The organism is Solibacillus faecavium, assembly GCF_014836905.1.
In the GTDB taxonomy this organism is placed as follows: domain Bacteria; phylum Bacillota; class Bacilli; order Bacillales_A; family Planococcaceae; genus Solibacillus; species Solibacillus faecavium.
This window is the reverse complement of the sequence record NZ_JACSPZ010000008.1, coordinates 1-26204: the sequence shown is the minus strand read 5'-3', so window position 1 is coordinate 26204 and position 26204 is coordinate 1. Positions and strand designations below refer to the sequence as shown.

The 26204-nt window shown below is 36.6% G+C and carries 25 protein-coding genes; 9 read left to right on the top strand and 16 right to left on the bottom strand.

What is annotated here, in order from left to right:
* Positions 1–24 precede the first annotated feature (24 nt).
* A complete protein-coding gene (ssb, locus tag H9635_RS14640; RefSeq protein WP_191701063.1) occupies positions 25–585 on the bottom strand; it encodes a single-stranded DNA-binding protein in 561 nt (186 codons plus the stop codon).
* Between the two features lie 37 nt (positions 586–622).
* Positions 623–913: a 30S ribosomal protein S6 gene (gene rpsF / locus H9635_RS14635; RefSeq protein WP_191701062.1), complete on the bottom strand. Its 291-nt coding sequence runs from the start codon at positions 911–913 to the stop codon at positions 623–625.
* 176 nt (positions 914–1089) lie between these two features.
* Between rpsF and H9635_RS14630 the strand changes: the two genes are divergently transcribed.
* Positions 1090–1626 carry a DUF3267 domain-containing protein gene (locus H9635_RS14630; RefSeq protein WP_191701061.1) on the top strand — a complete coding sequence of 179 codons (537 nt, stop codon included), beginning with the start codon at positions 1090–1092 and terminating at the stop codon, positions 1624–1626.
* A gap of 102 nt (positions 1627–1728) precedes the next feature.
* Here the strand turns inward: H9635_RS14630 and ychF are convergent, their stop codons facing one another.
* The 3 genes from ychF to H9635_RS14615 form a co-directional block, all read right to left on the bottom strand.
* Complete coding sequence (ychF, locus tag H9635_RS14625; RefSeq protein ID WP_191701060.1) at positions 1729–2829, bottom strand: redox-regulated ATPase YchF; 1101 nt, start codon at positions 2827–2829, stop codon at positions 1729–1731.
* A gap of 129 nt (positions 2830–2958) precedes the next feature.
* Positions 2959–3159: a DUF951 domain-containing protein gene (locus H9635_RS14620; RefSeq protein WP_191701059.1), complete on the bottom strand. Its 201-nt coding sequence runs from the start codon at positions 3157–3159 to the stop codon at positions 2959–2961.
* 3 nt (positions 3160–3162) lie between these two features.
* Positions 3163–4080, bottom strand: a complete 918-nt coding sequence (locus H9635_RS14615) for a mechanosensitive ion channel family protein (protein WP_191701058.1) — start codon at positions 4078–4080, stop codon at positions 3163–3165.
* A gap of 111 nt (positions 4081–4191) precedes the next feature.
* Here H9635_RS14615 and yyaC point away from each other — a divergent pair, with 111 nt between their 5' ends.
* Positions 4192–4818, top strand: coding sequence for a spore protease YyaC (gene yyaC, locus H9635_RS14610; protein WP_191701057.1), 627 nt, complete (start codon positions 4192–4194; stop codon positions 4816–4818).
* Here the strand turns inward: yyaC and H9635_RS14605 are convergent.
* The 11 genes from H9635_RS14605 to rpmH form a co-directional block, all read right to left on the bottom strand.
* Positions 4735–5442 (bottom strand): DUF554 domain-containing protein, encoded by a 708-nt coding sequence (locus H9635_RS14605; RefSeq protein ID WP_191701056.1) that lies wholly within the window; start codon positions 5440–5442, stop codon positions 4735–4737. The genes yyaC and H9635_RS14605 overlap by 84 nt on opposite strands.
* Before the next feature lie 115 nt (positions 5443–5557).
* The gene (locus tag H9635_RS14600) at positions 5558–6403 is read right to left on the bottom strand and encodes a ParB/RepB/Spo0J family partition protein (RefSeq protein WP_191701055.1); all 846 of its coding nucleotides are present in this window, start codon (positions 6401–6403) and stop codon (positions 5558–5560) included.
* Positions 6396–7157: a ParA family protein gene (locus H9635_RS14595; RefSeq protein ID WP_191701054.1), complete on the bottom strand. Its 762-nt coding sequence runs from the start codon at positions 7155–7157 to the stop codon at positions 6396–6398. The genes H9635_RS14600 and H9635_RS14595 overlap by 8 nt, the downstream gene beginning before the upstream one ends.
* 211 nt (positions 7158–7368) lie before the next feature.
* Complete coding sequence (gene noc / locus H9635_RS14590) at positions 7369–8283, bottom strand: nucleoid occlusion protein (protein ID WP_191701053.1); 915 nt, start codon at positions 8281–8283, stop codon at positions 7369–7371.
* Positions 8284–8466: 183 nt separating this feature from the next.
* A complete protein-coding gene (rsmG, locus tag H9635_RS14585; protein WP_191701052.1) occupies positions 8467–9183 on the bottom strand; it encodes a 16S rRNA (guanine(527)-N(7))-methyltransferase RsmG in 717 nt (238 codons plus the stop codon).
* 62 nt (positions 9184–9245) lie between these two features.
* Positions 9246–11141 (bottom strand): tRNA uridine-5-carboxymethylaminomethyl(34) synthesis enzyme MnmG, encoded by a 1896-nt coding sequence (gene mnmG, locus H9635_RS14580; protein WP_191701051.1) that lies wholly within the window; start codon positions 11139–11141, stop codon positions 9246–9248.
* A gap of 27 nt (positions 11142–11168) precedes the next feature.
* Entirely contained in the window at positions 11169–12554 is a 1386-nt protein-coding gene (gene mnmE, locus H9635_RS14575) for a tRNA uridine-5-carboxymethylaminomethyl(34) synthesis GTPase MnmE (protein WP_191701050.1), read from the bottom strand.
* A 180-nt stretch (positions 12555–12734) separates the two neighbouring features.
* A complete protein-coding gene (gene jag, locus H9635_RS14570) occupies positions 12735–13499 on the bottom strand; it encodes an RNA-binding cell elongation regulator Jag/EloR (protein ID WP_191701049.1) in 765 nt (254 codons plus the stop codon).
* The gene (gene yidC / locus H9635_RS14565; RefSeq protein WP_191701048.1) at positions 13500–14282 is read right to left on the bottom strand and encodes a membrane protein insertase YidC; all 783 of its coding nucleotides are present in this window, start codon (positions 14280–14282) and stop codon (positions 13500–13502) included.
* 156 nt (positions 14283–14438) lie between these two features.
* Positions 14439–14780, bottom strand: coding sequence for a ribonuclease P protein component (gene rnpA / locus H9635_RS14560; RefSeq protein ID WP_191701047.1), 342 nt, complete (start codon positions 14778–14780; stop codon positions 14439–14441).
* A gap of 267 nt (positions 14781–15047) precedes the next feature.
* Positions 15048–15182: a 50S ribosomal protein L34 gene (gene rpmH, locus H9635_RS14555; protein ID WP_008408389.1), complete on the bottom strand. Its 135-nt coding sequence runs from the start codon at positions 15180–15182 to the stop codon at positions 15048–15050.
* Between the two features lie 685 nt (positions 15183–15867).
* Here rpmH and dnaA point away from each other — a divergent pair.
* The 7 genes from dnaA to H9635_RS14520 all read left to right on the top strand — a co-directional run bounded on the left by dnaA (position 15868) and on the right by H9635_RS14520 (position 25803).
* Complete coding sequence (dnaA, locus tag H9635_RS14550) at positions 15868–17211, top strand: chromosomal replication initiator protein DnaA (protein ID WP_191701046.1); 1344 nt, start codon at positions 15868–15870, stop codon at positions 17209–17211.
* Positions 17212–17381: 170 nt separating this feature from the next.
* Positions 17382–18518 (top strand): DNA polymerase III subunit beta, encoded by a 1137-nt coding sequence (gene dnaN / locus H9635_RS14545; RefSeq protein WP_191701045.1) that lies wholly within the window; start codon positions 17382–17384, stop codon positions 18516–18518.
* A gap of 124 nt (positions 18519–18642) precedes the next feature.
* Entirely contained in the window at positions 18643–18879 is a 237-nt protein-coding gene (gene yaaA, locus H9635_RS14540) for a S4 domain-containing protein YaaA (RefSeq protein ID WP_191701044.1), read from the top strand.
* 3 nt (positions 18880–18882) lie between these two features.
* Positions 18883–19995 carry a DNA replication/repair protein RecF gene (gene recF / locus H9635_RS14535; RefSeq protein WP_191701043.1) on the top strand — a complete coding sequence of 371 codons (1113 nt, stop codon included), beginning with the start codon at positions 18883–18885 and terminating at the stop codon, positions 19993–19995.
* A 67-nt stretch (positions 19996–20062) separates the two neighbouring features.
* Entirely contained in the window at positions 20063–21988 is a 1926-nt protein-coding gene (gyrB, locus tag H9635_RS14530) for a DNA topoisomerase (ATP-hydrolyzing) subunit B (RefSeq protein ID WP_191701042.1), read from the top strand.
* A 28-nt stretch (positions 21989–22016) separates the two neighbouring features.
* A complete protein-coding gene (gene gyrA, locus H9635_RS14525) occupies positions 22017–24518 on the top strand; it encodes a DNA gyrase subunit A (RefSeq protein ID WP_191701041.1) in 2502 nt (833 codons plus the stop codon).
* 184 nt (positions 24519–24702) lie between these two features.
* Positions 24703–25803, top strand: coding sequence for an HD-GYP domain-containing protein (locus H9635_RS14520; protein ID WP_404828872.1), 1101 nt, complete (start codon positions 24703–24705; stop codon positions 25801–25803).
* The last annotated feature ends 401 nt before the right edge of the window (positions 25804–26204 follow it).

Sequence of the window (26204 nt, the reverse complement as noted above, 5' to 3'; positions counted from 1 at the left end):
TTTTTAATAATAGATGCCAAGTTCTTAGAACGGTAAATCGTCTTCAGAAACTTCGATTGGTCCTTTGCTATTCGCAAATGGATCTTCATCTACTCGTGTATAATTTTGCTGATTTTGAGATGGCTGTTGATAAGAACCGTAAGAATCCTGTGGTTGTTGCGAGCCTCCAAATTGCTGGTTTGGCTGATTATAAGATGGCTGACCACCATAATTTTGCCCACCACTGTATTGTTGACCTTGTGAACCTTGAGATGCATTTGCTCCTCCACGCGGTTCTAAGAACTGCACTGCATCGGCAATGACATCTGTTGTGTACACACGCTTTCCATCTTGTCCTTCAAAGCTTCCTGTTTGAATACGACCTTCTACACCAATCAAACTCCCTTTTCTCATGAAGTTTGCTAAGTTTTCAGCTTGTTTTCTCCAAGCAATACAGCCTATGAAATCTGCTTCGCGTTCACCTGACTGGCTCGAAAATGTACGATTTACGGCAACCGTAAAACGTGCCATTGGAACTCCACTCGGCGTATAACGAAGCTCTGGATCCTTTGTAAGTCTTCCGACTAATACTACACGGTTAATCATCAATGCACCCTCCTTTTTTCAGCATTTAAGTTAAAAATTATTTTTCTTCTTCGCGTACTGCGATGTGACGGATGATGTCTTCGCTGATGTTTGCTAAACGAGTATATTCGTTGATAGCCTCAGTACCAGCGTTAACTTTCACGATTTGGTAGAAACCTTCGCGGAAGTCATTGATTTCGTAAGCTAAACGACGCTTACCCCAATCTTTTGCTTCTGTGATCTCTGCACCATTTGAAGTTAAGATCTCGTTGAAACGCTCTACTAAAGCTTTCTTCGCTTCATCTTCAATGTTTGGGCGGATGATGTACATTAATTCGTACTTTCTCATTTGTGTTTGCACCTCCTTATGGACTTGGGCTCTCCTATTAAATAGGGAGCAAGGAGTAAGTAACTTCTTATTACTCACATCAATGAATTGTAACATAGTTTCCTATTAGACGCAACCTAATATAACTCTTATGTTTATTCAATTTTTGTTATACTTCTCTGTAAGGGAGGGATTTTATGTATGATAAAAAGCCAGTAGTAATTGAATTGAATATGAAAAAGATAGCGCGGGATAATCTAATATTAACTATCATTTTAATTGTTTTATTAGTTGGTTTAAATGCCCTTATTCATCAGCGTTTTACAGGTGAATTTACCTTGTTTGATGTTTTTAATTTTTTTGTAGCATATATAGTACTCATTATTCTTCATGAAGCGTTTCACTTAATTGGTTTTATGCTATTTGGCGGGGTTCCATATAAAGAACTGGATTATGGTATCAATTTAAAACTTGGTGTCGCCTATGCCACTACAAAAAAACCACTAACAAATGCGGACATGAAAAAAGCATTATTACTTCCATTTTGGACTACAGGTATTGTACCCACAATTATCGGTTTAACGCTTGATAACTTTATGTTAGTTATTGTCGGAGCGTTTTTAATAGCTGGAGCAATGGGCGATTTTTATATGTATAAAGAATTGCGGAAATACCCTAACGATGCAACTGTAAAGGACGATTCGAAAGAGCCAAAATTATATGTTTATTACTAATTGTTTTCCAGAAATATAATCATGCACTGACTAAATTGAATAAGAAAAAGCGAAGGGATTGCCCCGAAAATCATTTTCCGGTCAATATCCTTCGCTTAAATTTTATACGTTAAATAAGAACTCCAGTACGTCGCCATCTTGTACAACGTATTCTTTACCTTCAGCGCGTACGCGTCCTGCTTCTTTAGCAGCAGGCTTCGAACCGTACTCTACTAAATCCGTATATGCCACAGTTTCAGCACGGATAAAGCCACGCTCAAAGTCAGAGTGAATAATACCCGCGCATTGTGGTGCTTTCATCCCTTTACGGAATGTCCACGCACGAACCTCTTGCACACCAGCAGTGAAATAAGTTGCTAAACCTAATAAGCTATATGAAGCTTTAATTAATTGGTCTAACCCTGATTCAGCAATTCCTAATTCCGCTAAAAATTCTTTTTTCTCTTCATCTTCCAACTCAGAAATTTCTTCTTCAATTTTTGCGCAGATTGTAATTACTTGAGCACCTTCAGTTGCTGCATATTCCTGAACCATTTTTACATATTTGTTTTCAGATGGATCAGCTACCTCATCCTCTGAAACATTTGCAACGTAAAGCATTGGTTTAATCGTTAAAAGGTGTAATCCTTTGATGATCTTTTTCTCATCATCTGAAAGGTCTACCGCGCGAGCTGGTTTTTCAGCTTCTAATACTTCTTTAATTTTTTGAAGAATTGGTTCTTCTACCATTGCTTCTTTATCTTTTTGCTTTGCCATTTTTGCAACGCGTGCAATACGCTTATCCACTGATTCCATATCCGCTAAGATTAGCTCTAAGTTAATAACTTCAATATCATCAATTGGATTTACTGTGCCGGAAACATGGGTAATATTTTCGTCTTCAAAGCAGCGAACAACTTGGCAAATTGCGTCTACTTCACGAATATGAGCTAAAAATTTATTCCCTAGTCCTTCACCAGTAGAAGCGCCTTTTACGATACCCGCGATATCTGTAAATTCAAATGTAGTTGGAACTGTTTTCTTCGGTACAACTAATTCTGTTAATTTGTCTAAACGCTCATCTGGAACAGTTACGCTACCTACGTTTGGTTCGATTGTTGCGAACGGATAGTTAGCCGCAAGAGCACCTGCTTTTGTAATTGCATTGAATAAAGTCGATTTCCCCACGTTCGGCAAACCTACGATACCAGCTGTTAATGCCATTTTGACACAACCTTTCTATATTCACTTCATTTTTATTTGAAATCATAAATTATATGGATTTTTCTGTCCATTAAATTTCTATAACCTTGTCTATTATATTGATTACACACTTAAAAGTCTATTTTGCTTTTATACTTCTTCTGCTTGACGTAAAACTTTCTTCATTTTTTTCTCAAATTCACGACGTGGAATCATAACACTATGTCCGCAGCCCTCACACTTTATGCGAATATCAGCACCTAGTCGAATTACTTTCCATTCGTTTGTGCCACAAGGATGTTGTTTCTTCATTTCTACAACGTCATTAAGAGCGTATTGTTTTGCTTCCATCTTTTATTCTCCTCCTTGATTTCGCTCATAAAACATCATTTTTGGTACAGCAAGAGGGATACCGTTACGTGTTAAGATATCCATTACATCTTTTCGAATCACTCGAGAAATTGAATAATGTTGTAAAGGCAATGTTTCGAGTGTAATGCCAATTGTAGCTTCTGTGCTTGTCGTATTTGTGATTCCTAAAAAGACAGGAGCAGTAACAAGCTCTTCGTGTTTTTCAGGCAACGTATCCAAATAGTTTTGAATTATCATTTGGACTTTTTCAATATTTGTCTCAAGGGGAATTTGCATACTAATCGTAGCTTTTGAGTTATTAATGGAATAGTTAACAACGTCTACAATGCTTCCATTTGGAATAATGAATTGTTCCCCTGTTATGCCCTTTACTTTCGTTGTACGAAGACCAATTTCCATAACGGTACCTTCTGCTGTATTAATTTTTACAAAATCTCCTACACCAAACTGATCCTCTAAAATAATGAAGAATCCTGTAATAACATCCTTCACTAAGTTTTGGGCTCCAAAAGCAATGGCCACAGAAGCAATACCTGCCCCGGCTAATAAACCGGCTACTTGTATATTCACAGCAGATAAAATTCCCATAATAGCAGAGAAATACACTAAATAACTTAGTACACTTTGTAAGAGCTTTACTATTGTAAGTTGACGGCGCTCATTATTTCTTACGCGCAACATAAAGATACGATGAATCACTTTTTTACCAACAAAAACAACGATATATGAAATAACGATGATTGCTAGGATTTTTGCGCTAGCCAATATAATCATATCCCAGAAATCCTGGCTTGTGACGTAATCCCAAAGCTTTGTTGTATAGCGAGCAAGTCCTTTTAAGTCTGTTGTTGCTATATCTTCAAAATCAATTCCTTCTTCTAATTTCAAATCTTCTTCCAAATTTACCACCTCTTGTATAACAAACTTTAAAAATGAATATACTGCATAAATAATATCGTATTTTGCACTATTTCTCGAGTAATCCACTTAAATTTAAAGGAGTGACTACAAGTGACACAAGCCTGTCCACAAAACTATAGCGTCCATTATGAACAGACAAGCGCTGTTTGGGAGTTAAGTGAAATCTTTTTGAAAATGGTTCCATTTGAACATGAAAAACTTATTTTTTGTTGTATCGGTACAGACCGCTCGACTGGGGATGCATTAGGTCCGATTATCGGTAGCCAGCTGCACCAAACCTTTTCTTTCCCATTCCCGGTTGTTGGAACCCTAGAAGCACCACTGCATGCATTGAATATCGTTGACCGTTACGAACAGCTTATAAAAGAGAATGAAAATGCATTCATCATCGCCATTGATGCTTGTTTAGGAGAGTCTAATGCAATTGGTTCAATTTTAATACAGCATGGTCCTCTTTTTCCTGGAAAGGCTGTAAAAAAGGAATTGCCTCCCATTGGAAATGTTTCTATTAAGGGAATTGTTAATGTAGGAGGCTTTATGGAAGCTAAAGTACTTCAAAATACAAGGCTTCATGTTACCTATTCTATGAGTGATAAAATTGTACGTGCACTCGTTTTAGCATGGCAGCGTCATTTACTGAAACAGAAAAATAACCGTTACGAGTATCCCGACCATCAAAATCGCTGGCAACAAATTGGCTATTCGAATTTTCGTTAGTCCCGCAATATTTAATCCAATTGCGATAATCATAACACCACCCGTAGCTGTCATCTCTTTAATAAATAGATTAAGCGCTTCTGTTGGAATATATGTACTAATGACACCTGCAAACAATGCAATACTTCCCTGATATATTAATACAGATATTGCTGACAGTATTACGCCAATGCCTAACGTTGAGGCTAAAATGATTGACATAAAACCATCAATTATTCCTTTCGTAATTAATACATTATGATCATTACGTAAACCACTATCAAGGGCACCGATAATTCCCATGGAACCTATAACAAAAATGAGCGATGCAGTAATAAACCCCTCTGCAATCGTTCCTTTTTGTGCACGTTTTCCGAAAAGGGATTCAATCCATAAACCAAAGCGGTTGAACTTTTCCTCTAGGTTGAGCCATTCTCCGATAACAGCCCCCACTATTAAACTAATTACTAATAGAATGAAGTTATCACCCTCTAATCCCATTTGAATTCCTAAGAGAGCAACAACTAAACCGATAATTGACATAACAGTTTGTTGCATTGATTCCGGAATATTTCTAAATAATCGTCCCACTAATGTCCCAATTATAATAAATAGTGAGTTTAATAAAGAGCCTAATAATACCATGATCTTTCCTCTTTCTAGTTGCTATCTGCTTATTCTTTTATAGCCTATGTACTACGATAATGATCTTTACATTCACAGTAAAAAATGCGCTGAAACATAATGCTCAGCACATTTTTTACTGTTCTTCTATATTTAATATTTCTAAAATGCGGTGTAAATCATCCTCTGAATAAAATTCGATTTCGATTTTCCCTTTATTTTTTGCTTTTCTTATTTGTACTTGCGTTCCGAAATATTCACGCAGTTGGGATTCTGTTGCTTCTGTATGAATATCCTTATTCGTAGCCTTTGTTTCACGTGAAACGGTTTCGTTTATATCCTGGATGTACTTTTCCAATTGACGGACATTTAAATGATCTTTAATTACTTTATTCGCCACTTCTGGAATTCGTCGTTTGTTTTTTAAACCAAGTAATGCTCGCCCATGGCCCATTGTCAGTTTCCCTTCATTTACAAGGTCACGAATTTCATCGGGTAATTGTAATAAACGAATTAAGTTTGCAATATGCGGGCGACTTTTTCCTAATCGCTTCGCTAAATCATCCTGTGTGAAATTCAGTTTACCAATTAAACTATTATATGCTTCTGCTTCTTCAATTGGAGTTAAATCTTCCCGTTGTAAGTTCTCTAAAATTGCGACTTCCATCATTTGCTGCTCTGTAAAATCTTTTACAATGACAGGTACTTCCGCTAATCCGGCAAGCTTAGCAGCGCGGTATCGTCGTTCCCCAGCAACGATTTCATACTTTCTGCCGGATTTTCTAACAACAATTGGCTGGATAATACCATGTTCATTAATCGAGCTTGCCAGTTCTTCAATAGCGGTTTCATCAAAAATCTTACGTGGCTGAAATGGATTTGCCAAAATTTTTGAGACGGCAATTTGCTGTACTTGATCTTCCTTATGTACGGCCTCTTCTCTAAAAAGCGCGTCAATCCCTTTACCTAACCCTTTAACCATTTTTAATCACTTCCCTTGCTAACTCTAAATATACTTCTGCCCCACGTGATTTTGAATCGTATAAAATTACGGGTTTTCCATGACTGGGTGCTTCACTTAACCGCACATTGCGGGGGATAATAGAACGATAAACCCTATCCTGGAAGTAGCGTTTTACTTCATCTATTACTTGAAGCCCTAAATTGGTACGTGCATCCAACATCGTTAATAGCACACCGTCTATCATTAATTCCTTGTTTAAATGCTTTTGAACAAGACGAACCGTAGAGAGCAATTGACTTAAACCTTCTAATGCATAGTATTCACATTGAACAGGTATAATCAGTGCATCAGAAGCGGTTAATGCATTTATAGTTAATAAGCCAAGAGACGGTGGGCAGTCAATAATAATAAAATCAAAATTATTTTTAATTTCCTGTACCGCCTTTTTTAGTCTTACTTCACGTGAAATGGTTGAGACAAGCTCAATTTCCGCACCCGCTAATGAAATTGTAGCAGGAACTATATATAAATTTTCCACATCTGTCTGTTGTATAACTTCTTTTATATCTTCATCATTAATTATTACATCATAAATACAGCTTTCTAAGTCTCCCTTTCGCACACCTAGTCCGCTTGAAGCGTTTCCCTGTGGGTCGATATCGATTAATAACACTTTCTTTCCTAAAAAAGCTAAACATGCACTTAAGTTTACAGAAGATGTCGTCTTTCCAACGCCACCTTTTTGATTGGCAATCGCAATTATACGTCCCAATATCCGCACCTGCTTTCATCACTTCAATTTAGGTATTTTTTCAAAGTTTAAAAAACTTAGAATATTTCTCTATTATGACACATCTACTTTTATATTAACAAAAATAGTGACAAAGCGATGCTATGAAAATAAATTTATTTTTAAAACTTAATACTTTCTATCCACTAAAAAACTGCCTCAAAAGGTAGAATCTTTCGGGCAGCTAAATAATTTATTTTCTCTTCGGAATTTTAACAGTGATTTGATAGTAATCATCTGTATCCTCTTCCTCCGTTTTCACGTCGATTCCACTTTTCGTCACCATTGTTAACGATTGCTTAATTGTATTCAGGGCAATACGCACATCTTTACTAATCGCTTTACGAGTGGGTTTGCGTTTTTTCACTTCTGGTTCTTCTGGATTAAGAAGTTTTTTAATCTGCTCTTCTAGTTGTCTTACATTCCAATCATATTCTTTAGTAGCCGCAATAAGCTGCATTTGTAATTGCTCATCTTTTATAGCAATTAAAGCACGCGCATGACGCTCTGAAATTTCACGATTTAAAATAGCATCTTGGACAAACTGAGGTAATTTTAATAAACGTAATTTATTAGCTACCGTTGATTGGCCTTTTCCAAGACGTTGTGCAAGTGCTTCTTGTGTAAGCGAATGCAAGCCTAATAATTGTTGGTAAGCAAGCGCTTCCTCAATTGCTGATAATTCTTCACGTTGTAAGTTTTCTATAAGTGCAATGGAAGCCGTTTCACGATCATTTAATTGGCGGACAATAGCAGGAACTTCAGTCCATTGTAGTGATTTCATAGCTCGATAACGACGTTCCCCAGCAATGATTTCGTATTTATCTGAATTATCGCTCATTGGACGGATAACAATCGGTTGGATAACACCATGTGTATGAATTGTTCTTGCTAATTCTTCAATCTTCTCATCATCAAAAACTGTACGTGGCTGATAACGGTTCGGAATGATTTTGTCTATTGGAATTTTAACTACTTCTTCTGAAGCCATCGAGATACTCTCTATTACTTCTTCTGAAGCCAACGAGTTCTCTATTACTTCTACTTCACTTTTTACTTCTGGCTCTTTGCTCCCGCCTCCGAAAAAACGTGAAAAAGTACTTTTCATCCGTGTGGCACCACCTTTAGGAAACTATCTATCTCTTATACAATATTATTTATGATTCATACGAAAATGTACAGTGTTCAATGAACAGTAAATTTTTTAAAAACAACATAAATATAAATATGTATGCTTCAAAAGGTGAAAACATTTCATATTTTATATTTTTATTTTAATTTTTTTTAAATTTTATATAATTGGTGTCTTATTTGGTACACCTGGTTTACGGGGATATTTTTTTGGTGTTGACTTTATTTTATCAAATACATAGAGCGAGCGTTCACTTTCTTCAACAGGTAGGTGGAACGCAAATTCTTCTTTTAGTTTGCCTCCTAAAGTGGAAATAGCCTTCGTCGCATCTTTTAATTCTTCTGCACCTGCAGCGGCTTTTAATGCCACAAAATATCCGCCTTCTTTTGCCAATGGCAGACATAATTCAGATAAAACAGAAAGACGTGCAACCGCGCGAGCAGTGACTACGTCGAACTTTTCACGATAGGTAGCATTTTGACCAAACTCTTCTGCACGGGCATGTACAAATGTCATACCTTCCAGATTTAGCTCATTTGTTAAATGATTTAAAAATGTAATTCGTTTGTTTAAGGAATCCACAATCGTAATTTGTAAATGTGGGAAACAAATTTTAATTGGAATACTTGGGAATCCAGCTCCTGCCCCTACATCACATACCGATGTGACTTTCGTGAAATCGAAGTAAAATGAGGCACTAATGGAATCATAAAAATGCTTTAAATATACGCCTTCTAAATCTGTAATGGCCGTTAAGTTCATTTTTTCATTCCACTCAACTAATAGCTCAAAATATTTATTAAACTGTGCTATTTGCTGCTCTGAAAGCTCAATGCCCTTTTCCTTCAATGCTTCAATAAACTGCTTTTCGTTCATAAAATGCACTCCTCTATATTTAAAAGAATGAGCGCCTTTCTGTATAAAGACGCTCACATCATTCAGTTCGTACTTACTTTTGCAATTTTCCCTTGCTCAATATAAACAAGTAAAATCGATACATCTGCAGGGTTTACGCCAGAAATACGTGAAGCCTGTGCAATGGAAAGTGGTCGAACACTTTTTAGCTTCATACGGGCTTCTGTTGCCAAGCTTGAAATCGCATCATAATCAATATTTTCAGGGATTTTCTTATTTTCTAGCTTCTTCATTTTTTCTACTTGTTGAAGTGCTTTTTGAATATAACCCTCATATTTTAACTGTATTTCAATTTGTTCTTTTATATCGTCAGAAAGCTCAATATCTGAAGGTGTTAATGAAGCAACTAAATCATATGTCATTTCTGTACGTTTTAAAAGGTCTGCTCCGCGAATGCCATCTTTAAGTTCTGCTCCGCCTACAGAACGAATCACTTCTTGAGTTGTAGCATTTGGTTTGATGATCACTTCACGTAAACGGGCAATTTCCTGTTCAATTTTTGCTTTTTTCAACTGGAATTTTGCATAACGTTCTTCTGAAATCATTCCTGCCTTATAACCCTTTTCCGTCAAACGTAAATCCGCATTATCATGACGTAAAAGTAAACGATATTCTGCACGAGATGTTAATAAACGATAAGGCTCATTTGTACCTTTTGTCACTAAATCATCAATTAATACACCGATATATGCATCTGAACGATCTAAGATAATTTCTTCACGTCCTAAAACTTTTGCCGCTGCATTCATACCTGCCATCAAACCTTGGCCTGCTGCTTCTTCATAACCTGAAGTACCATTAATTTGACCAGCTGTATAAAGACCCTGAATTTTTTTCGTTTCCAGTGTTGGCCATAATTGTGTTGGAATTACTGAATCATACTCAATAGCATACCCCGCACGCATCATTTCTGCGTTTTCCAATCCTGGAATAGAGGCAAGTAATTTCTTTTGAACATGCTCAGGTAAGCTTGTCGATAAACCTTGCACATATACTTCGCGTGTATTGCGTCCTTCAGGCTCCAAGAAAATCTGGTGACGAGGCTTATCGCTAAAACGCGTTACTTTATCTTCAATTGATGGACAATAACGTGGACCTGTACCTTTTATCATCCCTGAAAACATTGGAGATAAATGTAGATTTTCCTCAATTGTACGATGTGTTTCTTCTGTTGTATAAGTTAACCAGCAAGGTAGCTGATCCATAATATATTCTGTCGTTTCAAAACTAAATGCACGCGGTGCATCATCACCCGGCTGAATTTCCGTTTTTGAATAGTCAATTGTACGGTTGTTTACACGTGGTGGTGTCCCCGTTTTAAATCGGACTAAGTCAAATCCTAATTCTTTTAAGTTATCCGCCAATTTAATCGATGGCTGTTGGTTATTTGGACCTGAAGAATACTTCAGATTTCCTAAAATAATTTCTCCGCGTAAAAACGTACCTGATGTAATAATGACAGCTGGTGCACGGTAAACTGCACCCACTTGTGTAATGACACCTTTTACTTCTCCATCTTCTACAATTAGTTCATCGACCATTGCTTGATGAATTTGCAAGTTTGGCTCTTCTTCCAATACACGTTTCATCTCATGCTGATACTGGAATTTATCCGCCTGTGCGCGTAATGCTCGTACAGCCGGACCTTTCCCCGTATTTAACATCCGCATTTGGATATGTGTTTTATCAATGATGCGTCCCATTAATCCGCCAAGTGCATCAATCTCACGAACAACGATTCCTTTTGCAGGTCCGCCGACTGAAGGGTTACATGGCATAAACGCAATCATATCTAAATTAATTGTAAGCATGAGTGTTTTAGCACCCATTTTTGCAGCTGCATAAGCTGATTCCACACCAGCATGTCCTGCACCAACAACGATTACGTCAAAATTACCTGCTTCATATTGTAATGACATGTTGTTCTTCCTTTCCTTTACTTAAATTTATTTTCCTAAACAGAACTGCGAGAACAGCTGATTAATTAAGCTTTCCTGAACAGTATCTCCTATAATTTCACCAAGAATTTCCCACGTACGCGTAACATCTATTTGAATCATATCAACTGGTACACCAGATTCTGCTGCAGCCAGCGCATCTTCAATTACTTGTTGAGCTTGATGCAATAAAGCAATATGACGTGCATTTGAAACATATGTTAAATCGTTTGCTTCTACTTGACCTTCAAAGAATAAGGCTGCAATCGCTTCTTCTAGCTCCATAACACCTTCTTCTTTTAATAGCGAAGTCGTTACGACACGATGTTTGCCTGCCAATTCATGGACACGATTTAAATCGATTTTGCGCTCGATATCTGTTTTATTTACAACGACGATATAATCCATCGTCTGGATAGTCTCAAATAATCGCTCATCCTCGATTGTCAATTGCTCCCCATAATTTAAAACAAGCAATATTAAATCAGCGTCTTTTAACGCTTCACGAGATCGTTCAACACCAATTCGTTCTACAATATCCTCTGTTTCGCGAATACCGGCAGTATCGACTAAACGTAAAGGTACGCCACGTACATTTACGTATTCTTCAATAATATCACGAGTCGTACCTGCGATGTCGGTTACAATCGCTTTATTTTCTTGAACTAAACTATTTAAAAGAGAAGACTTCCCTACATTTGGTCTACCTAAAATAACGGTTGATAAACCTTCACGCAAAATTTTCCCTTGTGATGATGTTTGAAGTAATTTAATAATTTCTTCGCGTACCCAACCGCATTTTTCAAGCAGTACCGGAATCGTCATTTCTTCTACATCGTCATACTCTGGATAATCTATATTTACTTCAACTTGTGCCAATGTTTCCAATAGTGCTTGGCGTAAAGACGTAATGAGACGTGAAAGCTTCCCGTCCATTTGACCGAGTGCAACATTCATAGCACGATCTGTTTTAGCACGAATTAAATCCATAACAGCTTCTGCCTGTGATAAGTCAATACGACCATTTAAAAATGCCCGCTTAGTAAATTCCCCAGGTTCGGCCAAACGTGCACCATAGCGTAATACAAGCTGTAAAACACGATTAACTGACACAATACCACCATGACAGTTTATTTCGACTACATCCTCACGTGTAAACGTTTTTGGACCGCGCATCAGTGACAGCATCACTTCTTCTACAACCTCATCCGTTTTTGGATCGATTAAGTGTCCATAGTGAATCGTATGTGATGCTACTTCTTTTAAACGCTTATGATTTGGTGATTTAAATATTTTATCTGCAATCGCTACTGCCTCATCTCCGCTTAGACGAACAATGGCAATGGCTCCTTCGCCCATTGGTGTGGATATCGCAGCAATTGTATCGAATTCCATCTTATATCCTCCTAATTTTGTGTTATCCACATGTGGATAAATCACATCCGTGCTACACTTTCTAACAATTTAGACTAACATATTTTAAAAAAAATCTAAAGCAATGTTGTTTTTTACATGTATTATTTACATAAAAAAACGGCCTATCCAAATGAATAGGCCGACACTGTCTGTATGCATTTATTTTACTGGCTCAATGACTAAATAGCGATTTGGCTCTGTACCTTCTGAATATGTTTCAATATCCAATCGGTTAGCCAATACATTATGAATAATTTTTCTTTCATAAGAAGCCATTGGTTCGAATGAGACCGGTTTTCGTGTACGTACTGCCTTGTCGGCCATCCGCAATGCTAGCTGCTCAAGCGCAACTTGACGTCGTTCACGATAATCTTCTACATCCATTTGTAAAACCATAAATGATTTGGCAGTTTTATTAAGAATAAGCTGTGTTAAATGTTGCAGCGCATTTAAAGTAAGACCACGCTTCCCTATTAATAATGCTGCTTTTTCACTCGATAACTTAAAAGAAACATATTTGCCATCTGATTCATGTTCAATTGTTAAATCTGTAATTCCCATTCCCAAAGCAATATTCGTTAAATACGACTTTGCTTCTTCAATAGGATCCACTTGTTGTTGTTCATGATGAATTGATTGATCTTCATTAACTAAAACCGACTCATTTTCAAAGGTTTCTTCGATAAATGACTGTTCTTCTACTACAGGTGTAGGATGTGAAGTCGTTTCTTTATTCACTTGTTGCTGAACAATTTCTTTTACAGTAACACGAACTTCTGCATTTCGTGCACCAAAACCTAAAAATCCTTTTTTACCTTCTTGTAAAACTTCTACATCAACTTGTTCCCGAGTATGGTCAAGCTTTTGTAACGCTAATGAGATCGCTTCTTCTACTGTTGCGCCTATTTGCGTAGTTTGTTTCACTTATTTCGCTCCTCCTGCATCGGTAGCATCCGGTTTATTTTTATTCCAAGGTTTGTAAATAACAAGGTTTTGTAATACAGATACAAAGTTTCCGACTACCCAATATAATGATAAAGCGGCAGGTAAGATAATACCGAAACCAACAATCATTAATGGCATGATGTACATCATAATTTTCATTTGCGGGTTATCTACTGCTGGTCCAGTCATTAATACAACATACTGAATAAGACCTGCGATAACAGCAAATATAATACTTGGTTCAGCTAATGGAACCGCTAAAAATGTTCCTAATTCAAATGCGTCCGGTGTTGCATTCATACGGCTAATTGCATGATAGAAACCGATCAGAATCGGCATTTGAATAAGAATTGGTAAACATCCAGCTAATGGGTTAACACCTGAAGTTTGCATTAACTGCATCATTTCCTGCTGGTACTTTTGTTGAGTTGCAGCGTCTTTAGAGCTGTATTTTGCTTGAAGCTCTTTTAACTTTGGTTGCATTTCCTGCATTTTTTTAGAGCTTTTAACTTGTTTGATTGTTAAAGGTAAAATAATTAAACGAATAATAACTGTTACGATAATAATTGCAAAAGCATAATTCGCAGCATTGCCTTCGAACATATCAGCAAACAGCTTGATGAATGATACTAGTGGCCAAACGATATATTCATTCCAAAAGCCATCGCTTTCAGATGAAATCGGCTGGTCAAATTCTGTACAGCCTGAAAGTAGTAATACTACAGAGACAAGCGACAGCATTATCCAAAGATTTTTCTTCAACCTTCTTCCTCCTAAAGCAAACCTATTCAATTTTTTATGACAACAGTTTACCATGTGCATACGTTTGTACACTACTAATTGTTCCGATAATTTAAATTTTATCGTATCTTTATTTCAAACTATCGAACAATTTTATAGTAAATTTTTAGTGCGATATTAACCTTTATATACTCTTGCAACCTTTAATACATGCTGCAAGCTTTTTTTGGTTTCATGAAAATCTATTGTGGCCGCCTGCGTTCTGGCGATAATAACATAGTCCATATCTTGTCTTACTTCATCTTTTATTTCCAGAAAAGCCTGGCGAATATAGCGCTTCACTTGAACTCGAGTGACAGCATTCCCCACTTTTTTACTTACTGATAAGCCAATACGAAACGCCTCTTGTTCTTCTTTTTTCAAGCAATAAACAATAAATTGGCGATTCGCAAATGACTTACCTTTTTTAAACACCTTTTGAAAATCTTCATTTTTCTTTATTCGTTGGCGTTTATTCATGATCCATTCACCTGCTCCATCTAATCATTGGTACTTTTTTTGCTTCTGTCGAAACAATCAATTACACCTAGGCGTAATTGCGCCAGATTTTCCAGTAAAAAATTACCTTCAAAATCTGAGCCATCTGCCAGAGGCTTATCTTCATTCAGTGTCTATAACACCTACGGAACTGACAAAACAAACATGCATCCCCTACCTATACAGGTAAGTATTTTCTACTGAATGAAGATAAAAGAAAAAAAAGACCACTGATGTGGCTCAGTGGACTTATGCTGATAATACTTTTCTTCCTTTTTTACGACGGCGAGCTAATACGTTACGGCCGTTTTTAGTGCTCATACGAGCGCGGAAACCGTGAACTTTAGAGTGCTTACGTTTTTTAGGTTGGTACGTGCGTTTCATTTATATACACCTCCTGAATTCGAGCGTTACTATATCTATCTCTACATACAGACCATGATATTATATAAATAATGAAACCCATTTGTCAATCCTTCTATTTATTTTTCTATTTTAAAATGAATTTCCTAATTAATTCTCCTAATCTTTCCTCTAGCCAGTTATCCACAATCCATAAATATTTTTCAACTTCAGCCTGTGAGTAGTTTTTTTTCTCAAAAAATTATCCACAACGTTTATCTACAGCTTTTTCACATATAACTTCCCTGTGGACAACTATGACTCGAATAACATATGATTATGTGGATAAGATTGATTAAGTATTGAAATAGCTCACTTTATTTGATACGATAACTGTGTTTTACTTTGTGGAATTCTTTTCTGGGAAATATTTTATCCACAATTGTTGATAATCTGTGGACAATGATTTCCCCGGCAATTGTATAACACATATCCACAATGTGTGGGTATGTGTATGAAAGTGTTTTTTATTGATAAAGTTCATATTTTATGGCTCTGTTTTTCTATTAAATATCTAACAGGGCGTTTCTTTTTTTTGTGAATAAGAACGAAACAGTTTCAACAAAAATCACATAAAAAAAATTATCTCATTCTATGTTGAACGAAATAAATCTTTTCTAATATATGAATTAATATGTGAAACGAATTAACGAAAGGAAGAACAAGCTTGGAACATTTAGAAAATTTATGGAATGCCGTCCTTGCCCAAGCTGAACAAAAAATTTCAAAACCGAGCTTTGATACTTGGCTGAAATCGACAAAACTGTTGGCTCATAGTGGCACAAAAGTAACGATATCAGCACCTAACTCTTTTGCCCGTGATTGGCTTGAACAATACTATATTCATATGATTACAGGAATATTAAATGAGTTAACTGGCGAAGATCTGGTCATAAAATTTGTCGTTCAGAAAGATCAAGTTGCAGACGACTTTGAACTACCACCACCAATTACCCAAGCAAAATCAAGTGAACATCATGATATTACACCTGGTATGCTCAATCCAAAATACACATTTGATACGTTCGTTATCGGTTCTGGTAATCGCTTTGCTCATGCAGCAAGCTTAGCTGTAGCAGAAGCACCAGCAAAAGCGTATAACCCTTTCTTTATATACGGGGGGGTAGGACTTGGAAAAACCCATTTAATGCATGCCATTGGCCATTATGTAAAAGAACATAATCCTACTGCAAATGTCGTCTATTTATCATCGGAGAAATTCACAAATGAATTTATCAACTCGATTCGTGATAACAAAACAATTGATTTTCGTAATAAATACCGGAATGTTGATGTGTTGCTAATTGACGATATTCAGTTTTTAGCTGGGAAAGAATCAACGCAAGAGGAGTTTTTCCATACATTCAATACTTTACATGAAGAATCAAAACAAATTGTCATTTCAAGTGACCGACCACCTAAGGAAATCCCTACATTGGAAGATCGTTTGCGCTCTCGATTTGAATGGGGTTTAATCACAGACATAGCACCACCTGATTTAGAAACACGTATTGCTATTTTACGAAAAAAAGCCAAAGCTGACGGTCTAGATATTCCAAATGAGGTTATGCTGTATATTGCCAACCAAGTCGATACAAATATCCGTGAATTGGAAGGTGCATTAATCCGTGTAGTTGCTTATTCTTCTTTGGTCAATACGGATGTCTCACCGGAACTGGCTGCAGAAGCTCTAAAAGATATTATGCCAAACTCAAAGCCGCGCATGATTTCAATTTTAGATATTCAAACAGCAACTGGCGAACACTTCAATATTCGATTAGAGGATTTTACGGCAAAGCGCCGTACAAAGTCGATTGCTTTCCCAAGACAGGTTGCAATGTATTTATCGAGAGAACTAACGGATTTTTCATTACCTAAAATTGGTGAGGAATTTGGTGGCCGAGACCATACGACCGTCATACATGCACATGAAAAAATATCTTCATTAATTAAAACGGATCAACAACTCCAACAGGATATTAAACAAATTCGAAGCATGCTAGGTAAGTAAAGTTGTGTATAACTCACTGTTTTTCACACAAGGATATTCACAACTTGTGCACATGTGGATAGCTTACAAGCCGTAAGAAAAAGTTCGGTTATCCACAAATCCACAGGACCTATTACTATATCTATTAATATCTTTAAATAAATAATTAATTATATAAGAGAGGTAAACTAATGAAATTTAATATTTTACGTGATCATCTTTTAGCTGGATTAAATGATGTAATGAAAGCAGTTAGCTCTAAAACGACGATTCCTATTTTAACAGGAATTAAGATTGATGTTACAAATGAAGGTATGACTTTAACTGGTAGTGATGCAGATATTACAATCCAAACATTTATCCCAGTAGAAGAAAATGGCGAACAAATCATAAACATTACTCAAACAGGTTCTATCGTATTACAAGCACGTATGTTCAACGAAATTGTTCGTAAATTACCTACAAACGAAGTAGAAATTGAAATTACAAACGGTACTGCAACAATTATTCGTTCTGGTAAATCAGAATTTCATCTAATCGGATCTGATGCAACAGAATATCCACAACTACCTGAACTTGCAGCTGATCGCCAATTTACAATACCTACGGATCTATTAAAGTCGATTATTCGTGAAACGGTATTTGCTGTAGCTACTTCTGAAAGCCGTCCCGTGTTGACAGGTGTAAACTGGAAAGTTGATGGCGATGAATTAATATGCGTTGCAACGGATAGTCACCGTTTAGCACGTCGTAAAGTAAATCTTGAAAATTTACCAACTGATGTGACTTCAGTTGTTATTCCAGGAAAAAGTTTAAATGAATTAAATAAAATTTTAGAAGATACGAATAACCCAGTACAAATTGTATTAACGAGTCAACATGTACTGTTTAAAACAGATGACGTTCTTTTCTTTTCACGTCTTTTGGAAGGGAATTACCCAGACACATCCCGTTTAATTCCAGAAGAATTTAAAACAATGATTACTATTAACGGAAAATCACTTCTTCAAGCAATTGACCGTGCATCGTTGCTTGCTCGTGAAGACCGTAATAATGTTGTTCGATTTGAAACGCTTGAAAACCAAACAGTGGAAATATCATCAAATTCACCTGAGATTGGTAAAGTGGAAGAGCAAATCCAAGTGGAAAGCCTAGAAGGGGAAACTTTAAAAATTTCCTTCAGTGCAAAATACATGATGGAAGCGCTAAAAGCAATTGATGGTCAAGATGTTGTAATTGAATTTACGGGGGCAATGCGTCCATTCATTCTGCGATCTGTAGCAGATGATGCGATTTTACAACTGATTTTACCGGTACGTACTTACTAAAAAAATATAATTTTTAAAAAGGAATGGTCTTTAACTTGTTATTGAACCATTCCTTTTTTACTTATGGACAAATTTTAGGTATGATAGAATGATAAGACTTTATTTAAGTGGAGGATGAATTACGTTGAATGATTTAGTAATTGATACAGAATTTATAACGCTTGGTCAAGCGCTGAAAATGACAGATACAATTAGCTCTGGTGGTATGGCAAAATGGTTTTTAAGTGAACATGAAGTGTTTGTGAATGGAGAAGCAGAAGGTCGCCGAGGAAAAAAATTACGTCATGGAGATGTTATTAATATCCCAGGTGTTGGCCGATTTAAAATTGTGGATGCGTTTATTGCAAACGGAGAAGAATAATTCATGAACATCGAGCGCTTACAGCTAACGAATTATCGTAACTATGAATCGTTAACACTAGATTTTTCAAATAAAATTAACGTTTTTATTGGGGAGAATGCTCAAGGAAAAACAAATGTTATGGAATCAATCTATGTACTAGCGATGGCCAAATCTCATCGTACTGCGAACGATAAAGAATTAATACTTTGGGACGCGGATTATGGTAAAATAGAAGGTGTGGTAAATAAGCGTTACGGTGGCATTCCTATCGAATTAACGATTTCAAAAAAGGGCAAAAAAGGCAAAATCAATCATCTTGAACAAACTAAATTAAGTAATTACATTGGACAGATGAATGTTGTCATGTTTGCTCCTGAAGATTTGAATATCGTAAAAGGTAGCCCACAAATTCGCCGAAGATTTATCGATATGGAAATCGGGCAAATATCGCCAGTCTATTTACATGATTTACTGACATTTCAAAAGGTATTAAAACAACGTAATCATTTACTGAAAAAAAACCAAGGCAAACAAGCATTTGCATCTGATGTAATGTTTGATATTTATACAGAGCAATATGTTCAGGCAGCTATACAAATAATTCGTAAAAGATTTCAATTTATGGAACTCTTGCAGGAGTGGGCGGAACCAATTCATTTTGGCATATCACGCGGTCTAGAAAAGCTTGTAATTAAATACCGCCCTGTGTCAGGGATGGAAGCAAATTGGTCAGCTGAGCAAATGATAGCGCATTTAACGGAAAAACTAAAAGAGGTTAAACAGCGTGAAATTGAGCGAGGCGTAACATTAATAGGTCCACACCGTGATGATTTGCAGTTTTTCGTGAATGACTATGATGTACAAGTATATGGCTCGCAAGGTCAACAACGTACAACTGCGTTATCACTAAAGCTTGCTGAAATCGAGCTCATAAAACAAGAAACAAAAGAAACACCGATTTTATTGTTGGATGATGTTTTATCTGAATTAGATGATTATCGTCAATCACATTTATTAAATACAATTCAAGGTGAAGTTCAAACATTTGTTACAACGACAAGTGTTGAAGGTATTCACCATGAAACAATACAGCACGCTAAATTGTTCCATGTGAAAAAAGGAGCAATTGAATAACGATAAATGCATGAAAGTTAATATTAGCGAAGCATACTGAAAGTTATGAAAGAGTAGGTGACCAATAGTGACTTTAGAAGATAATAAAGTCCAGCAATCTTATGATGCGGATCAAATACAGGTATTAGAAGGATTAGAAGCTGTACGAAAACGTCCTGGTATGTATATTGGTTCAACAAGTTCAAAAGGATTGCACCATTTAGTGTGGGAAATTGTAGACAATAGTATTGATGAAGCTTTAGCTGGATATTGTACAGATATTTCAGTAACGATTGAACAAGACAATTGGATTCGTGTAGAAGATAATGGTCGTGGTATTCCCGTAGATATTCAGGAAAAAATGGGTATGCCTGCTGTTGAAGTTATTATGACAGTTCTGCACGCTGGCGGTAAATTTGGCGGTGGGGGCTACAAAGTATCAGGTGGTCTTCATGGTGTTGGTGCTTCAGTAGTAAACGCTTTATCAAGTCAAACGATTGTTCAAGTACATCGTGATGGGAAAATTCATGAAATAATTTTTGAACGCGGTCATACTGTCCAAAAAATAACTGTTATTGGTGAAACCGATTATACAGGTACAACTACACGCTTTAAGGCCGATAGTGAAATTTTTAAAGAAACTACAACATATGAATACGATATTTTAGCGACTCGTATTCGTGAATTAGCCTATTTAAACCGTGGAATTAGAATTACAATTGCCGATGAGCGAATTGGCCAGGAACGTTCAGAAACATTCCACTTTGAAGGTGGTATTCGCGAATATGTTGAGCACATAAACGTAAACAAAGAACCAATCCATGTACCAATTGATGTATTTGGAGAAAAAGAAGGCATTTCTGTGGAAATTGCTATGCAATATAATGCTGGCTTTAGTTCAACAATTATGTCATTTGCGAATAACATTAATACGTATGAAGGCGGTACGCATGAATCAGGCTTTAAAACGGCTTTAACGCGTGTCATCAATGATTATGCGAGAAAATCAAATTTAATTAAAGAAGCAGATCCTAACCTTACAGGTGAAGACGTACGAGAAGGGTTAACAGCTATCGTATCGATTAAACACCCCGACCCTCAGTTTGAAGGGCAAACAAAAACTAAATTAGGGAATTCTGAAGTGAGTCAAATTACAAACTCATTATTCTCAGAAGGCTTTGAACGTTTCCTGTTGGAGAATCCTTCAGTAGCGCGCCAGGTTGTTGAAAAAGGTACAATGGCTGCTCGAGCACGAGTTGCAGCGAAAAAAGCACGTGAATTTACACGTCGTAAATCAGCATTGGAAGTTTCAAGTTTACCTGGTAAGTTATCAGATTGTTCTTCTACAAATCCTGCTGAATCGGAAATTTATATCGTTGAGGGTGACTCTGCGGGTGGTTCTGCAAAATCAGGTCGTGATCGTCACTTCCAAGCAATTTTGCCATTGCGCGGTAAAATTTTAAACGTTGAAAAAGCCCGCTTAGACCGTATTTTATCCAATGCTGAGATTCGTGCAATGATTACTGCATTTGGTACAGGTATTGGCGAAGAGTTTAATTTAGAAAAAGCACGTTATCACAAAATCGTAATTATGACGGATGCCGATGTCGATGGTGCGCATATTCGCGTATTATTATTAACCTTCTTCTTCCGTTTCATGCGTCCATTAATTGAGGCTGGATATGTTTATGCAGCAAAACCTCCACTTTACCAAGTGAAACAAGGGAAACATGTAGAATACTGCTATTCAGATCAAGAATTAGAAGATATTTTGCAGCGTCTACCAAAATTGCCTAAGCCAAATGTACAACGTTACAAAGGTTTAGGAGAAATGAATGCAACGCAATTATGGGATACAACAATGGATCCAGAGCACCGTACGTTAATTCGTGTAGAATTGGATGATGCGATTGAAGCCGATAGAATTTTCGATGCATTGATGGGTGATGAAGTTGCCCCACGTCGTGACTTTATCGAAGAAAATGCAGTCTATGTACAAGACCTGGATATTTAATTAGTTCAATTGGAAGGAGGTCCTTATTTTGTCTGACATTCAACATGGACATATAGAATCAAAAAATATTACAACAGAGATTAAATCATCTTTCTTAAGCTATGCGATGAGCGTTATCGTTTCACGTGCCTTACCGGATGTACGCGATGGGCTTAAGCCAGTACACCGTCGTATTTTGTACGGCATGCAGGAATTAGGTAATACTTCAGATAAACCATATAAGAAGAGTGCTCGTATCGTTGGGGATGTAATGGGTAAGTTCCATCCACATGGTGACTCTTCCATCTATGATGCAATGGTACGTATGGCACAGGATTTCAGCTATCGTTACATGCTTGTTGATGGTCACGGTAACTTTGGTTCGGTAGATGGTGATGGCGCTGCAGCTATGCGTTACACAGAATCTCGTATGTCAAAAATCGCGATGGAAATGCTTCGCGATATCAATAAAGATACAATTAATTATGGTCCGAACTATGATGGTAGTGAAAACGAGCCGTTAGTATTACCAGCACGTTATCCAAACCTTTTAGTAAACGGTGCTTCGGGAATCGCTGTAGGTATGGCGACAAATATCCCACCACATCAATTAGGAGAAACAATTGATGCGGTATTGGCAGTTGCGGATAACCCAAGTATTACAACTGAAGAGCTGATGGAAATTATTCCGGGACCTGATTTCCCGACAGGTGGTATTCTTTTAGGTCGTTCCGGGATTCGCCGTGCCTACGAAACAGGCAGAGGTTCTTTAACAGTTCGTGCAAAAGTTGAGATTGAACAAGCTGCAAATGGTAAAGAGACAATTTTAGTTCACGAATTACCTTACCAAGTGAATAAAGCAAAACTTATTGAAAAAATTGCTGAGCTAGTACGTGATAAAAAAATTGATGGTATTACAAATTTACGGGATGAATCAGATCGTAATGGTATGCGTATTGTGATTGAGGTTCGTCGTGATGCCAATGCAAACGTTGTACTCAACAACTTATTTAAACAAACAGCGATGCAATCAAGCTTCGGTGTAAATATGCTTGCATTAGTGGATGGACAGCCAAAAGTATTAGGTCTAAAAGAAGTGCTCTATCATTACTTAGAACACCAAAAAGTAGTTATTAAACGTCGTACTGCTTTCGAACTTCGAAAAGCAGAAGAACGTGCACATATTTTAGAAGGCTTACGTATCGCACTGGATCATATTGATGAAATTATTGCGATTATCCGTGCCTCTCGAAGTGGGGAAGAAGCAAGACCTCAATTAATGGAGCGCTTCAATTTATCTGAACGTCAGGCACAAGCAATTTTAGATATGCGCCTAGTACGTTTAAGCGGATTGGAACGTGAAAAAATTGAAGCAGAATACCAAGAACTTCTAAAACTAATCGACGAATTAAAGGCGATTTTAGCTGATGAAGCAAAGGTAATTGAGATTATCCGTACAGAAATGACGGAAATTAAAGAACGTTTCAATGATACACGCCGTACAGAAATAACTGCTGGCGGTTTAGAAATGATAGAAGACGAAGATTTAATCCCAAGAGAAAATTCAGTACTGACATTGACACATAACGGGTATATTAAACGTTTAGCAGCGAATACATATCGCTCGCAAAAGCGAGGGGGCCGTGGTGTACAAGGTATGGGTACGAATGAGGATGATTTCGTTGAGCATTTACTATTTACATCTACGCATGATACGATTTTATTCTTTACTTCAAAAGGTAAAGTTTTCCGTGCAAAAGGATACGAAATTCCTGAATTCGGTAGACAGGCAAAAGGTTTACCAATTGTTAACTTACTGAATATCGATAAAGGTGAACATGTTACTGCAATGATTCGCGTTACGGAATTTAAAGAAGATGCATACTTTATCTTTACGACAAAAACGGGTGTAACGAAACGTACACCAGTAGACCAATTCGCAAATATTCGTACGAATGGGTTAATTGCTATTACATTGCGTGAAGATGATGATTTAATTTCAGTCCATTTAACAGATGGTACGAAAGAAATTATTATCGGTACTCGTGAAGGTATGCTAGTTCGTTTCAAAGAAGACGATATTCGTTCAATGGGGCGTACTGCTGCAGGGGTTAGAGGTATTAAACTTCGTGATGGCGATTATGTAGTTGGTATGGAAATTATTGAACCGGGTCAGGAAATATTAGTTGTTACTGAAAAAGGTTACGGTAAACGTACGCCTGAATCAGAGTACCGTTTACAAAGCCGTGGTGGTTTAGGTCTGAAGACGATGCAAATTACTGATAAGAACGGTAAGATGTGTGCGGTAAAAGCAGTTGATGGTTCAGAAGACATTATGCTAATTACAATTAACGGTATGTTGATCCGCATGGATGTTAAAGATATTTCTGTTATTGGACGAAGCACGCAAGGTGTTCGTTTAATTCGCCTAGCAGATGAAGAAATTGTTGCAACAGTAGCACGTGTGAAAAAAGACGATGATACTGATGAAGACGAATTAGAATTAGAATCGGATTTAGAAGGCGAATCAACTTCTGAAACAGAAGAGTAAATCGAAAAGTAATCTAGTAGGTTTTTACTATCTAGATTACTTTTTTTAATTGTATTTTTTTCTCCATTCGTTATAATAAACTGTGTAATAGTAAAGATTTGTAAGGATTAATTATAATTCTGGATTATCTAATCTAAATATTTCAATTAAACCTAAATACCTATAATAATGAACTGAAGGGGTTGTGAAGTTGGAAGCAATAGTTTTGAGAGCCGAAGAATTACGATTAGGTAAGGTAATTGCAGAAGATATATTTGCCAATACACAATATCCAATCATATATAAAGATACTAAAGTGATATCTGAGCATCTGCGTGTAATTGAGCTCTTTAATTTAAAAACAGTATTAGTTTATAACGATTTAGAAGAAATCAAGTCAGTTGAGACGAATTCTGAAAAGAATCCTTTAACTGTGCCACTACCGAAGTATATAAGTTTTGAAAATTATTATAATGATGGCATTGTCCAATTGAAAAAAGAATTTTTGAATTGGGCGGCTGGTGGGAAAATTGATCTTACAAAAGTTCGGGGCATTATGATTCCACTAATAGAAAAAGTATTAGAAGACCGTTCGTACATATACAACATAAATAACTATTCAAATCCAAAGGACTACTTATACCATCATTGTATTGCTACGGGATTAATTGCAACGGTTATAGCAAAAAAAATGGGCTTTGAACGTGGCGATACTATTCAACTAGCCATTGCGGGGATGTTAGCGGATAGCGGAATGTCACGTATTCCAGCGCGTATACGGGACAAGAAAAACGCGTTAACATCTTCTGAATTTGAAGAAGTACGAAAACATGCTTTTTATAGCTTTATGTTAGTAAAGAATAATCCTGCTATGAAAGAGGTAATGAAAGTAGCCATCTTCCAGCATCACGAGCGACTAGATGGCAGCGGCTATCCGAATGGAATCCGTAATGGCTCCATCTCCACGTTTGCACAAATTATCGCAGTGGCAGACGTTTTCCATGCGATGACTAGCGAGCGAGTATATCGTTCAAAACAATCTCCTTTTAAGGTAATCGAAATGATTAAAGAAGAAGAGTTTGGAAAGTTTGATATTAAAGTTGTGCAGGCATTAATTGATATCGTCGTTGATTTACCAATTGGAACAAAAATTGAATTATCCAATTTAGAGTTAGGAGAAGTAATGTTTATCAATAAATATTCCCCTACCCGCCCGCTAGTAAAATTAACTCGTACGGGAGAGTTACTGGATCTTGCTACTAATAGAAGCTTCTATATTTCGCGTGTCATTACAAAGGATTATTAGATTAAGATTATTTCTGAAGAGAGCTGTTTTTCATAGAATGGATACGGCTCTTTTTAATAAGAAATAAAATATTAAAAACAAACATAACTTTTTTTAAAAAATTATTGACGCTAGGATTTCACAATGATATTATATTAAGAGTCCTTAAGAGAAACCAATTATAAATTATAAAAATTTATTAAAGAGTTGACTTAAGAGGGAAAATAGTATAGAATTATAAAAGCTGTTAAACGGGTTATTACTTTTCTTAAAAACTTTCAAAAAGTTGTTGACAAGCAACTTAGAGAAATGTTATGATATAAAAGTTGTCACTCGAACAACACAATGAACCTTGAAAACTGAACAAGCAACGTTAATGAAACAAGCTTCTTAAATGAAGCAAACAATAGATTTTAACTTTT